Here is a 12,465-nt window from a genome sequence, read left to right as displayed (position 1 = left end):
CATTTATTCAAACTATATTAAAGCTTATTTCCATAAGAGGCGTACCTATGTCCATAATATTTTCTGATATTAAAGTATTTGTTGGTGGCCCTATCCAACACGCATTGAAATTCAGGGTACTAGACAATAACTTACAAGTTCACATTAAATCTGCTATTCACCATCTGGAGTCACTTGGTGCAGACGTTTTTTCAGCCCATCGTACAGAACAATTTGGCGGAACAACACACTTATTTACGCCAGAGGAAGTTTCCCAGCGGGACCGCCACTGGATGGAACAATGTGACATTTTTGTTGCCATTTTACCCGTTTGCCCCCAACAGAAACAGTTAATGAGAACAGATGGTACCCATATTGAATTGGGTTGGGCTTCCGCCTTAAGACGTCCAATCATCTTAGTCACCGAAAAACCCTTTGATAATTCGGCCAGCCATCTATTAAAAGGCTTATCTGCTATTGCTCAAGTTCATCATATTTCCCTGAATGATTTTGTATATGATCCGGCTATATTAAGCCATACGATTCAATCTATTCTGGAAAAGAAAATTACCCCACAATCTTCAGCCGTCGCATGAAACCAGAATATAGTAGGGGCTAACGCCCCTATTCACTAAATTTCACTCATTATGGCTGATTATCTGAATTATAGTGAAGCAGCTCGCTGTGCCAGCTAATTAGTTCATCACGTAATTTTTCTGGTAATACCGCAACATGGCAGCCTTCTATTGCACCTGCTAATGCAAGCAACAAACTGATATTTGTTTTTTTTCTGTGCTGCTGGAGTTTAAGGTAAGTCACTTTTGCCCCTAATCTTCTTAATTCTTCGACTTTAGAAATACCTACTTTCCATAACTGCCTCTCTAAAACGATCCCTAAATTAGGGAGATCTTTAAGTCTAAGTGGTATTTTTTGTCTATTAATCATTTCTTTCATTGTGTATTGGTAGGCTAAATTTACATATTCAAATAATTTTGTTTGATCCTGCCAAATTGATTCATTAACACGGTAATACCGCAATGTTACAGGTATTCCTCTTTTTGAATAAATAAATTTTTCCATTCCCTTGGCTTTAAATAATATCTCAGCGTGACTATTCCCTCGTAAATAAAGCTCTCCATCAGAACTGATGGCAAATAAAACATCATCAATTAATAAGCCAATACCGCCAAATTGAGATTTCTTCTTAAGCTTTCCCAGTGAAGATACACCATGTTGCAATTGAACAAAACGAGCTCCAGATAAAAACATTTTTATCACTCCATGAATCACATTCCAAAGTAATGTTTAATCATGCCTTCTATTAATAAAATAGATAACCAGAACAACTAATTAAAACCATACGCAATCTATTTTCAACTGCCAATCGTTAAGCCCGAAAAATCCTAATTTCTGTAAATTTTTGCGAAGCGCTTTGAAAAAAAGAGGCTTGCTTTTAATCAAATATCGCTATACTGTATAAATATACAGTTTATTGTGGCGAGGAATATTATGAACACCCGATCAGCATGGGAATCTCTCACTGAGAAAAAAACAGCAGCAGCCAGCACAACAGTGAACGAACATAAAACAGACAAAAAAATGGTTGGGATGACCATGAAAAGTGTGTCTTTTGTACAACCACATCAATACACCTCACACATGATAGAGGGCATGGTCAGTGAACTGGTTTACAATGAACACCAACCCGTCATTAATCACATTCTTCTTCCTTTATTGCACCAGTCTGGTAAGGAAAATCGTTGGTTACTTTGGGTAAATCCTAATAAGAAGTTAAGCCGCCAATGGTTAATAGATACCGGACTTCCCTTAAATAAAGTTGTCCAGCTAAACCAAATCCGTCCTGTTGCTTCAATTAGTGCCATGGAAAAAGCGTTGGCAAGCGGCAATTATAGTATTGTATTAGGTTGGTTACCGGAATTATCAGAATATCAATTAAATACGCTACAAATAGCCGCACAAAGGGGTATTACTCTCGGTTTTATTATGCGACCACAAAAATTATCACATCCGTTTATAGCACAAGCGAATAAGCTACAAATTCACTCATACTATTATCATTGACTTAAATTAGGATTAATCTCAATATTTTTTACGAAAAATAAGCTACTCATTGACAATGATTATTGTTTGTAATGAAAATCAATATATTAATACGGTAATCATTGTAAATATTCGTCAAAAACACTTATGTTTTGTCAGTCGTTAATTAAATTTTTTGTGTCATGAGTCACAGTGTACTTGTAACTTTTTAACTTCGTTGTAGACTTTACACAGTTTAGGGCATTGTGCTTACCGCTCTTATATTTCAGAACACATCTTCTGATTAAAGCATGGTAACCTAACAGAACATTTTAACCAGTGGCTAACAATAAGGCTTTTAAAGCCAATTGCCTATTTGGATGATAACGAGGCGTAAAATGAAAAAGACAGCTATCGCAGTGGCAGTAGCAGCTTTCGCAACTGTTGCTCAAGCAGCTCCAAAGGACAACACTTGGTATACCGGCGCTAAGCTGGGTTGGTCTCAATACCATGACGTAAATTTCTACGGTAATGGTTATGATAACCGAATTGGCAACGGTTCTCCCCATAAAAACCAGTTAGGTGCGGGTGCTTATCTCGGCTATCAAGCAACCCCATACTTGGGCTTTGAATTAGGTTACGATTGGTTAGGGCGCATCGCTTATAAAGGTAGCACTGATAATGGTGCTTTCCGTGCCCAGGGCATTCAGCTGACGACTAAACTGAGCTACCCAGTGCTGGACAATCTGGATATTTATACCCGCCTTGGTGGTATGTTATGGCGTGCAGACTCCTCAGCAACCTACAATTCCAATGCATTAGCTGGAACCGGTCCAAAAGATCAACGTAGACTGAAAAACGATGACAAAGGTGTTTCTCCTCTGGCCGCGATTGGTGTCGAATACGCATTGACCAAAAATCTGGCGACCCGCCTGGACTATCAGTGGGTTAACAACATCGGTGATGCTACTACCGTTGGTGCCCGCCCAGATAACGGCCTGCTGAGTGTGGGTGTTTCCTACCGTTTCGGACAAGATGAAGCTGCGCCAGTCGTTACCCCAGCAGCACCTCCAGTTGTGCCAGCACCAGCGCCTGTTGTTGAAAGTAAGAGCTTTACCCTGCGCTCTGATGTTCTGTTCAATTTCAACAAATCAACACTGAAAGCAGAAGGTCAGCACGAACTGGACAACCTTTATAACCACCTGGCTAAAATCGATCCAACCCAAGGCAAGGTTCTGGTAGTCGGTCACACTGACCGTATCGGCAGCCAAAATTACAACCTGCCACTGTCTCAGAAACGTGCTCAGTCTGTGGTAAATTATCTGGTTGCTAAAGGTATCCCGGCAGATAGTATTCAGGCAGAAGGCCGCGGTAAAGAAAACCCTGTCACTGGCTCTACCTGTGACAAAATTAAAGTCCGTTCTAAACTTATCGACTGCCTAGCGCCAGATCGTCGCGTAGTCATCAACATTCAGGGCACTACTGAAGTTGTGACTCAGCCAAAAGCGGCTCAATAACGCTATTCTAATCAATTTATAAAAAACCCCATTTTGAATGGGGTTTTTTATCGGTAGACTTATTTTCCTAATATTGCTTCCAGATCTTGCTTCAAACTCGACATTTGGTGAGTATACTTTTCCCGATATTCAGCATCTTCCAATAGCTGTATGATTGTTTCTGACAGGGTATTGCCACGACGTCGGGATAGTGCTGAAAGCCGCTGCCAAACACGAAAATCCAGATCAATAGATTTCTTACGCGAGTGTTGGTGTTCAGCATTAAAATGACGTTTACGCCGTGCCCGAATCGTTTGTTTCATTCGGTTGGACAAATCCGGATTCATATGCAGAGCAATCCATTTCAGTACCTTGACTGGCTCACGTTCTAAATTCATCAATTCATTGATCGCATCTTGCGCAGCACTTTTTTCAATGTATTTAGTAATCGGCTCACCTTCACGGTGTTTTTTTGCTAAATAAGCCCATTTCCAGCCACATTCCAGATTTTCCAATTGTTGATATTTCATTTCATCTCTCAGTGACAGCGTAACTTAGATCAAGCATAGCAACTATTTCTTTAAATTGCCTATGACAACACAGAATATTGGCATAGTTTACAAGCAACGAAAGCGCTGGCTCAAATGTCGTTTCTTGCAAAATTCTGGCATGTTGGTTCATTGTCTAATCTTGTATAATAAACGTTTCCCTTTTCACTATATGATGTAGCTATCACTTTGACGAATATAAAACTAGACTGGCAGGCATTACAGCCAAACAATGCGCCTTATCAGGCACTCTTTAATTCTATTGCTGAATTGGTCCCCATCACAGTGGATGTGGTTCAACCCAGGTTGCATAGTGGGTTATCCCTTTTCTGTCAAGCCTCCCTGCGTCAACCTTTTATGCTGCTGAAAGCAGAAGAGAGTGATGTTTATCTGTCTCTTTTATCCAATACTGTTTCTTCTTTGCTGCCGGAGAACCGTCCCAATATCGGTGGTTATTACCAGATAGAGCATCAAACCATCACTTGGCATGCTTCCGGGGAAGGGATTTTTGCACCAACTGAACGCGTGGCTTACCGCGAATGGATTGAACCAGAGCAATTATTTGGCAATGTCTATACACACCAAGGAATACTTCAACTGCAACCAGGCCTTATCCATCAAGTCAATGGTGGTATTTTGATTTTGCCTCTGCGCACCCTGCTTTCTCAGCCATTGATGTGGGTTCGTCTCAAGCAGATGATTATTCAGCGCCGTTTTGACTGGCTGTCACACGATGAAAATCGTTCCCTGCCATTGCCGATACCGTCCATGGAATTGGATCTGCGTCTGATTTTAGTCGGTGACAGGCTCAGTCTTGAAGAGTTACAGGCCATTGAACCTGAACTCGCAAGCAGCGCGTTGTATGGCGAATTTGAACTGGATATGCCCTTCCATGCAGAAGATGACCTGACAAGATGGTGCCAGTACGTTAATGGCATCATTCAGCAACAAAACTTGCCGCCATTAAGTAGCGATGCCTGGCCTGAGTTGATTAAACTTGCTACCCGTTACACAGAAGATCAATTCCGGTTACCTCTGGATCTTCAATGGATACAGCAAAAATTGGCAGCCGCAGCCAATTATCAGCAGGAAAAGCAGATCTCCAAACATTCTCTGCAACAAGCGGAAGATAATCGCATCTGGCGTCATAGTTATTTGGCTGAACGCAGCATAGATGAAATGCTGAAAGGCCAGATCTTGATTCACACGCAAGGTTCAGTTATCGGTCAAATCAATGGGTTATCCGTACTCGAGTATCCTGGCCATCCTGATCCAATAGGTGAACCTTCCCGTATCAGTTGTGTTGCCCATTTAGGGGATGGAGAATTTACCGATGTAGAACGCAAGGTTGAATTAGGCGGCAATATTCATGCAAAGGGCATGATGATCATGCAGGCTTATTTAATTTCTGAATTGAAATTAGAGCAACCACAACCGTTCTCCGCTTCGATTGTATTTGAACAATCCTATGGTGAAGTAGACGGGGACAGTGCTTCACTTGCCGAATTATGTGCTCTCATCAGCGCATTGTCACAACAACCTATCGATCAGCAAATTGCCGTTACTGGTGCTGTCGATCAATTTGGTTATGTCCAACCTATTGGTGGCGTCAATGAAAAAATTGAGGGTTTCTTCCGTATATGTCACTACCGAGGGCTAACCGGTCATCAGGGTGTCATTATTCCAACCGCAAATGTCCAACATTTGTGCCTAAATCAAGATGTTATTGATGCGGTAAAGAATGAGCAATTTCATATTTGGGCAGTCGAGCATGTTTCTGAAACGATATCATTGTTAACGGGTATTCCGTATTATGATCCACAAAAAGAACACTTGTTAGCTATAATACGTGAACGCATTACACAAGCTAATATTCAAGAAAGACCTCGGCTTCCTTGGTTTCTCCGCTGGCTAGATTGACTCCATTGTTATCTGATCGGAGTTGTTGGGCGTACAAGTGTACGCTATTCTCTAGCCCTACATGATTATAAGGCTATCTGAGAATATGTTTAAAAAACAAGAGTCCTACACGAAAGAAGAACTTCAAGCCTCTGGGCAAGGTAAATTGTTTGGTGAAAATGGGCCACCGCTGCCTTCTGGTAATATGCTGATGATGGATCGTGTCACAAAAATGACAGAGACCGGCGGTACTTACGATAAGGGGTATATCGAGGCTGAACTCGATATCAACCCTGAGTTGTGGTTTTTCGATTGTCATTTTGTTAATGATCCTGTCATGCCCGGCTGTCTTGGTCTGGATGCCATGTGGCAGCTTGTCGGTTTCTTCCTGGGCTGGATCGGTGGAGAAGGTAAAGGCCGTGCACTTGGTGTTGGAGAAGTCAAATTTACGGGCCAGGTATTACCAACAGCCAAAAAAGTGACCTATCGCATTAATCTTAAGCGGGTCATTAATCGCAAATTAATTATGGGCCTGGCTGACGGTGAAGTTCTGGTAGATGGCAAACTGATTTATACGGCGACTGATTTGAAAGTCGGCTTGTTTAAGGATACTAGTGCCTTTTAATCAACGGTTACCTCCGCAGTAGCGGAGGTGTTTTGTTTCTTTTGCTTAACTCACACACGATCTTCTTGCGCTTGACGCCATCCCCCTAACCAATACGAGCGGGCATCCAATGAATGATAAGGACAATGTTCCCGTGGCCGTCCCAAAATGCCCGCATGATAGCCTCTGGAAAGTGCTCTTGCTAAACGGTCTCTTTTCTGTCTTTTCATGCCTTACTTCCTCACTTGTTACTATGAAGATAAAACAATGATCGTTTTTATCCGATTTTCTCTAAATAGGTTTTCATAATACTGAGAGTATCAGATGTTGGAGTCCTTACCCCGCGCGGCGCGCGGGGTAAGGAATACTCCTATCATTTTGAAACGCTATTTAGTGATTACGCATATTCGGTTAATGTTGCAAAGAGAGTTGCCTGGCAATGGATTTGACTAACTGGCTATAACCCTTAGCTAATGTAAGCACTAATTCAGCATAGCCATCTTTTTCCTGTTTCAACTTAAGACTGAATGGCCGCCTAATTACTCGGTCTGGGTTAGATAATAGCCAATAGCCTTCAATCAATACCTGACCATCATAGCGCCCGTGAAAAGCAGTTATTGTGATATCCAGAGCGTCTGCGTCTTTTTCTAGTTCCTGCTGAGAAACCAAACGATGTGGAAATGCGGCACTCAGTTCTGAAATTAATATTTGTTGTAACTGTTGCTGCAACGGGCTGGCCCATAAATGGTTCGATGCATTGATATAGCTCACCTCCCCTGTCTGATATACAATGCCTGGAGCGGCAAGGTAGTCAGAAAGGCTAACTTTTTTTATCCATAACTGCCGTTCATGTTTGGCTCCCAATTTGCCTTCCTGCGATACCTGGTTAGCCAGAACCGGTAACTGATAATATGTTTTTAGTGGCTGGCTACCACTGCATCCCGCAATAAGCCCACTTCCAACAAGAATCACACTGGCGGAAATAAAAAATGCCAATTTTGAAATCAATTTTTTCATCAGTTAGGCGCCTTTTTGGGTTCAGGATCTTTTATCGCTTCGGCTTCAAATACCAATGCATTACTCTTGTTATTGAGCGTCTTCAAAACAGGTTGCAATTCACGTAATACCAGTTCCAACTGTTGCATATTACCCATCAGCTTACTATAAGCGGGTGAGCCTGGCTGAAGCTCCTGCATACTACGGTTCAACTCATGCAATGTATTTTGTATATCTTTAGGGAGTTCCTGTGCTTCCTTACTCGCAAGAATGCGATTTAATTCAGCCATTGTTTTCTGCGCTGTTTGGATTGCTTTTTGACTTTCTTTAAGCGTCTGTGTTGCCTGAACAAGCGTCGGTTCAATCGGCATATTGTTGATCTTATCCAGCACCGCCATGACTTTTTGTTGAATTTGCGCCAAACCACTACTTACTGTAGGCAAGGTCTTATAACCCGCGATTTCATATGGGCCTTTCCAGGGTTCCTCATTAGTGAAAAAGTCCAGATCAATAAACAACGCACCTGTGAGTAAATTGCCCGGTTTCAAGGTTGCTCTCAATCCCCTGCCGATAGTGTCCTTCAATTCTTTATCTGTGTTGAATCCATTACCTAACTCTTTCACAAATCGACCAGGCTCGACATGGATTAATACAGGAATACGGAAATCATTGTCGATGCGCTGCTTAATATCTTCACTATAAAAAGGCACTCTTGCTACCGTTCCTACCCGAATACCACGGAATTCGACAGGCGCTCCCGGTTGTAAACCACGCACAGAATCAGAGAAAAACAGCAAAAAGTCTGTATGTTCTGTATACAGTGCGTTTTGGATACTTTTCTCGCTATCGTAGAGTTTAAAGATCTCCTTTTCTTTTACTGGATTGCCCAGCTCCCAACCTTTGGGTACATCAAAACTAACACCGCCCCCAAACAAGGTCGATAATGAAGCCATTTCAACCCGTATACCTTGTGATGACATATCAAATGTGACGCCGCTGTCTTTCCAAAATCTGACATTTGTAGTCAGTAAAGCGTCATAAGGTGATTTAACGAAAATTTGGTAACGAACCAGTCGAGATGTCGGATCAAAAGTACCGGCCTCAACTGATCCCACTCGGTATCCCCTAAATAGCACGGGATCTCCGGGAGTTAATCGCCCGGCGGCTTCACTGGTCAGAATCAGACGAATACCTTTTGCATCAGGGGAAGCCAGCGGTGGGGCATCAAGCAATGAAAAGCGGTTTTCTTCTTCGCCTTGTGTGCCGGGCTGTAGTTCGATGAAAACACCAGACAACAATGTACTCAGACCAGAAACGCCTTCACGCCCAATCTGGGGTTTCACAACCCAGAAAGCTGTATCTGTGCGTAGCAAGCGACTCATCCCATCGTTTAGGCGGGCTTTAATGATAACTTGCCCCAAGTTTTCGCTCAAAGAGACACTTTCAACAACACCAACGTCAACACTGCGGCTTTTAATTTTAGTTTTACCGGCCTCAATACCTTCAGCATTGGAAGTAATCAATGTGACTTCTGGCCCCTGATGACTGAAATGATAAAACAGTATCCAAGCCCCAATCAGCACAGTGATAATTGGTACGATCCATACAGGTGACCAATTCTTCAGTTTACGAATTCTGGCCTGAGTCAGATCTTCTTCTTTATCCGTCACCTTACAACTCCTCATTCTTATGTCGCTCAAATTTACGATTGGCTTTGTCCCAGGTTAAACGCGGATCGAACATGATTGATGCAAACATCGTCAAAATAACAACCAGAGCAAACAGAACTGCCCCCAGAGCAGGATAAATACTCATCAGTTGTCCCATGCGAACCAACGCGGACAGGACGGCAATAACGAAGACATCAATCATTGACCAACGCCCAACAAACTCCACCATTTCATAAATAAAATGCATCTTTTCGGAATCATGGCTCGTTTGACTTTTTGCATCCCAGCATAACCAACCAATAGCTAACATTTTCAATAACGGTATCATGATACTGGCAATAAAAATAACCATTGCAACCGGATATGAGCCAGCGCCCCAAAGCAAAATAATCCCTTCCAGAATGGTGGAATTAATTTGCTGTCCCAGTGCCTGGGTCACCATGATAGGTAAAACATTAGCTGGAATATAAAGTATGACTGATGTTATCAGTAGTGCCATTGTGCACTGAAGACTATTGCGGCGGCGGGCGTCCCCCTTGGTATGGCATCGGGGACACCGAAATTGTTGGGCGGGCAAAATAGCGGTACAACTCTGGCAAAGCCGGACACCTTGCACCAGGCCAGGTTTTCCGGCCTGCAAGGTATGGCAAACTTTAGGTGCCGGCGCAATTTCATTCCAAAACCAATGCCGGTCAAGACACTGAAATGCTCTGACCTGAAACAGACAAAACAGACAGTAAGGAAAAAAACTCAGGCCAATGCTGATTTCACCATGTGCCATAAGCTTAACAAAGCTGACCAACACACCCGCAAGGAAGATTTCTGCCATGCACCATGTTTTCATTTTAAACAAAATGTGCGCCAACTCTATTTTTAAGCGACGCGCCATTTTGACGTTCTGACATAAGATGATGATGGCAACCATGCAAAATGTCGGCACAAGCTGAACGAAGATCAAAAAAATCGCAGCCATGCTGGAATAGTCTTCGTTGAACATGACCCTGGGGATCTGAGTCAACTTTATCTCACTCACCATCCCCGCCACACTCATGCTAACAAAAGGAAACAGGCAAGCGAGAAAAAGCATAATTAATGCGCTTAATGCATAGCCTGTTGGTTGATTACGCGGCTCTCTCCACCTTGCTGTCAGTAACGTATTACACCGTGGACAAACCGCCTTTTTTCCTTGTTCCAAATCAGGCACAGCCACCAGCATGTCACACTGGGGACAAAGAACCAGCTTGTCATGCTGGTGGTTATTGGAACACAAAGTGTTTCTCCTTTAGCAAAACCCACAAGTTTCTTTTATGCGGCAGCTATTATCCATTTTTCATCATTTCCAATTCCTGCCAGCGATCAAACGCTTTTTCCAATTCTTGTTCTTTATTTGCCAGTTCATTTAGAACATGCTGCGTAATTTCATGTGATTGATTGAAGAATTCCGGGTCACTGACCTGAGATTGCAATATATTGATCTCTTCTTCTAATTTCTCTAATAATAATGGTAGTTGTTCCAATTCACGCAGTAAATGGTAACTTATCTTATTGTTTGTTCGTTTAGGTGATTGTTTTGGCTTCACTGCCTTGTTTTCAACACTCACCTGTTTCTCTGAAGCTTGACGCAAGGAAACGGTTTGTGCCTGTTGCTGCTGGGCATCGTAATATCCTCCCGTATAATTGTTGATTTCACCATTGCCTTCAAAAATCCAGCATTCAGTGACTGAATTATCAACAAATTGACGGTCATGGCTGACCAAAATCACCGTTCCGGTATAGCTATCAACAAGTTCTTCAAGTAACTCCAAGGTTTCAACATCAAGGTCATTGGTCGGTTCATCAAGAATAAGCAAGTTGCTTGGTTTCAAGAATAGACGAGCCAGCAACAGGCGATTGCGCTCACCACCAGACAACGCGCGTACAGGGGTCATCGCCCGTTTGGGATGGAAAAGGAAATCCTGCAAATAACCCAATACATGACGGGACCGTCCATTGACCATGACCTCCTGCTTACCTTCAGCGAGGTTATCCATAACAGTCTTATCAGGGTCCAGTGCGGCACGGTGCTGATCAAAGTAAGCCACTTCAAGTTTTGTACCACAATGAATGCGACCACTGTCTGCTGACAAATCGCCCAGCATTAATTTTAATAATGTTGTCTTACCACAGCCATTTGGCCCCACTAATGCAATTTTGTCGCCACGTTGAACTTGAGCCGAAAAATTTTTGACCAATGTTTTATCACCAATCTGGTAATTCACATTTTCCATTTCAAATACAATCTTACCGGAACGTGTCGCTTCTTCGACCTGCATTTTCGCTGTTCCCATAACATTGCGGCGTTCAGCACGTTCCACACGTAATGCTTTCAATGCCCTTACCCGACCTTCATTACGAGTACGCCGTGCTTTAATTCCCTGGCGGATCCAAACTTCCTCCTGCGCCAGTTTTTTGTCAAATTCGGCATTCTGCAGCTCTTCAACCCGCAGTGCTTCTTCTTTTCCCTCAAGATACTTATCGTAATTGCCCGGCCATGAGGTCAGCTTTCCGCGATCCAGATCAACAATACGTGTCGCCATGTTGCGAATGAATGAACGGTCATGAGAAATGAACACAAGACTGCCGTTGAAGTCTTTCAGAAAATTCTCCAACCATTCAATAGTATCAATATCAAGATGGTTAGTTGGTTCATCAAGAAACAGCACTTTTGGAGAACAAACCAGCGCCCTGCCCAATGCCGCCTTACGCAACCAACCACCAGACAATGAAGAGAGTTTCGCTTCTGCTGGCAAGGAGAGTTGTTTTAATACATCACTAATCCGGCTATCCAATGACCATAAGCCACGGATATCCAGCACTTCCTGTAGCTCTGCCAAACGGTTGAGATTTTTCTCGCTAGGATCGGTTTCTACCAAACGCAAAACATGGTGGAACGCTTTGATATATTCAGCCTGCTCTTTTACCCCTTCCGCAACAAAATCAAACACCGTACCTTCTACGTCACGGGGAGGATCTTGCTGTAAGCGCGCAACAATCAGATCTTGTTCATAAATAACCAAGCCATCATCCAGTGGTTGTTCTTTTGCCAATACACGCAACAATGTGGATTTTCCCGCACCATTGCGCCCAACCAAACAGACTCTTTCGTTTTCTTCGATATGCAGTTCAGCATTATCCAACAGCGGTGCATCACTGAATGATAAGCAAGCACCGGATAAACTAATCAATGACATAAT

The 12,465-nt window shown here is 42.8% G+C and carries 12 protein-coding genes; 5 read left to right on the top strand and 7 right to left on the bottom strand.

The window, feature by feature from the left end:
• Window positions 1-47: 47 nt before the first annotated feature.
• Window positions 48-575: a nucleoside 2-deoxyribosyltransferase gene (locus IQ211_RS09285; protein WP_189759266.1), complete on the top strand. Its 528-nt coding sequence runs from the start codon at window positions 48-50 to the stop codon at window positions 573-575.
• Between the two features lie 49 nt (window positions 576-624).
• Here the strand turns inward: IQ211_RS09285 and IQ211_RS09280 are convergent, their stop codons facing one another.
• Window positions 625-1,248 carry a TfoX/Sxy family DNA transformation protein gene (locus IQ211_RS09280; RefSeq protein WP_189759267.1) on the bottom strand — a complete coding sequence of 208 codons (624 nt, stop codon included), beginning with the start codon at window positions 1,246-1,248 and terminating at the stop codon, window positions 625-627.
• A 240-nt stretch (window positions 1,249-1,488) separates the two neighbouring features.
• On the opposite strand from IQ211_RS09280, the gene sulA reads away from it, so the two are divergent.
• Both sulA and ompA read left to right on the top strand, forming a co-directional pair.
• Window positions 1,489-2,061: an SOS-induced cell division inhibitor SulA gene (gene sulA / locus IQ211_RS09275; RefSeq protein ID WP_189759268.1), complete on the top strand. Its 573-nt coding sequence runs from the start codon at window positions 1,489-1,491 to the stop codon at window positions 2,059-2,061.
• Between the two features lie 356 nt (window positions 2,062-2,417).
• Window positions 2,418-3,536 carry a porin OmpA gene (ompA, locus tag IQ211_RS09270; RefSeq protein ID WP_189759269.1) on the top strand — a complete coding sequence of 373 codons (1,119 nt, stop codon included), beginning with the start codon at window positions 2,418-2,420 and terminating at the stop codon, window positions 3,534-3,536.
• A 59-nt stretch (window positions 3,537-3,595) separates the two neighbouring features.
• Here the strand turns inward: ompA and matP are convergent, their stop codons facing one another.
• Window positions 3,596-4,045, bottom strand: a complete 450-nt coding sequence (gene matP / locus IQ211_RS09265; RefSeq protein WP_189759270.1) for a macrodomain Ter protein MatP — start codon at window positions 4,043-4,045, stop codon at window positions 3,596-3,598.
• A gap of 207 nt (window positions 4,046-4,252) precedes the next feature.
• On the opposite strand from matP, the gene IQ211_RS09260 reads away from it, so the two are divergent.
• Both IQ211_RS09260 and fabA read left to right on the top strand, forming a co-directional pair.
• Window positions 4,253-5,983 (top strand): AAA family ATPase, encoded by a 1,731-nt coding sequence (locus IQ211_RS09260; protein WP_189759271.1) that lies wholly within the window; start codon window positions 4,253-4,255, stop codon window positions 5,981-5,983.
• Window positions 5,984-6,068: 85 nt separating this feature from the next.
• Entirely contained in the window at window positions 6,069-6,587 is a 519-nt protein-coding gene (fabA, locus tag IQ211_RS09255; protein ID WP_189759272.1) for a bifunctional 3-hydroxydecanoyl-ACP dehydratase/trans-2-decenoyl-ACP isomerase, read from the top strand.
• A 50-nt stretch (window positions 6,588-6,637) separates the two neighbouring features.
• On the opposite strand, the gene rmf is transcribed toward fabA, so the two are convergent.
• The 5 genes from rmf to IQ211_RS09230 form a co-directional block, all read right to left on the bottom strand.
• Window positions 6,638-6,796 (bottom strand): ribosome modulation factor, encoded by a 159-nt coding sequence (gene rmf / locus IQ211_RS09250; RefSeq protein WP_074018263.1) that lies wholly within the window; start codon window positions 6,794-6,796, stop codon window positions 6,638-6,640.
• A 181-nt stretch (window positions 6,797-6,977) separates the two neighbouring features.
• Window positions 6,978-7,583, bottom strand: coding sequence for a membrane integrity-associated transporter subunit PqiC (gene pqiC / locus IQ211_RS09245; RefSeq protein ID WP_189759273.1), 606 nt, complete (start codon window positions 7,581-7,583; stop codon window positions 6,978-6,980).
• The gene (gene pqiB, locus IQ211_RS09240; RefSeq protein WP_399477990.1) at window positions 7,583-9,232 is read right to left on the bottom strand and encodes an intermembrane transport protein PqiB; all 1,650 of its coding nucleotides are present in this window, start codon (window positions 9,230-9,232) and stop codon (window positions 7,583-7,585) included. Before pqiB ends, pqiC begins: the two co-directional genes overlap by 1 nt.
• Before the next feature lies 1 nt (window position 9,233).
• On the bottom strand, window positions 9,234-10,502 hold the full coding sequence (gene pqiA / locus IQ211_RS09235) for a membrane integrity-associated transporter subunit PqiA (protein ID WP_189759275.1): 1,269 nt from the start codon (window positions 10,500-10,502) through the stop codon (window positions 9,234-9,236).
• Between the two features lie 49 nt (window positions 10,503-10,551).
• Window positions 10,552-12,462 (bottom strand): ABC transporter ATP-binding protein, encoded by a 1,911-nt coding sequence (locus IQ211_RS09230; RefSeq protein WP_189759276.1) that lies wholly within the window; start codon window positions 12,460-12,462, stop codon window positions 10,552-10,554.
• Between the last annotated feature and the right edge of the window lie 3 nt (window positions 12,463-12,465).

Origin of the sequence: Xenorhabdus griffiniae (assembly GCF_015163655.1) — a bacterium.
Classification (GTDB): domain Bacteria; phylum Pseudomonadota; class Gammaproteobacteria; order Enterobacterales; family Enterobacteriaceae; genus Xenorhabdus; species Xenorhabdus griffiniae.
The sequence above is the reverse complement of the archived record's forward strand: the minus strand, read 5'-3'. Positions and strand labels throughout refer to the sequence as shown.

Bases quoted from the DNA above. Each gene is read 5' to 3' on its own strand.
- IQ211_RS09285 (WP_189759266.1), top strand. From the start codon at position 48: ATGTCCATAATATTTTCTGATATTAAAGTATTTGTTGGTGGCCCTATC.
- IQ211_RS09280 (WP_189759267.1), bottom strand. From the start codon at position 1,248: ATGTTTTTATCTGGAGCTCGTTTTGTTCAATTGCAACATGGTGTATCT.
- sulA (WP_189759268.1), top strand. From the start codon at position 1,489: ATGAACACCCGATCAGCATGGGAATCTCTCACTGAGAAAAAAACAGCA.
- ompA (WP_189759269.1), top strand. From the start codon at position 2,418: ATGAAAAAGACAGCTATCGCAGTGGCAGTAGCAGCTTTCGCAACTGTT.
- matP (WP_189759270.1), bottom strand. From the start codon at position 4,045: ATGAAATATCAACAATTGGAAAATCTGGAATGTGGCTGGAAATGGGCT.
- fabA (WP_189759272.1), top strand. From the start codon at position 6,069: ATGTTTAAAAAACAAGAGTCCTACACGAAAGAAGAACTTCAAGCCTCT.
- rmf (WP_074018263.1), bottom strand. From the start codon at position 6,796: ATGAAAAGACAGAAAAGAGACCGTTTAGCAAGAGCACTTTCCAGAGGC.
- pqiC (WP_189759273.1), bottom strand. From the start codon at position 7,583: ATGAAAAAATTGATTTCAAAATTGGCATTTTTTATTTCCGCCAGTGTG.
- IQ211_RS09230 (WP_189759276.1), bottom strand. From the start codon at position 12,462: ATGTCATTGATTAGTTTATCCGGTGCTTGCTTATCATTCAGTGATGCA.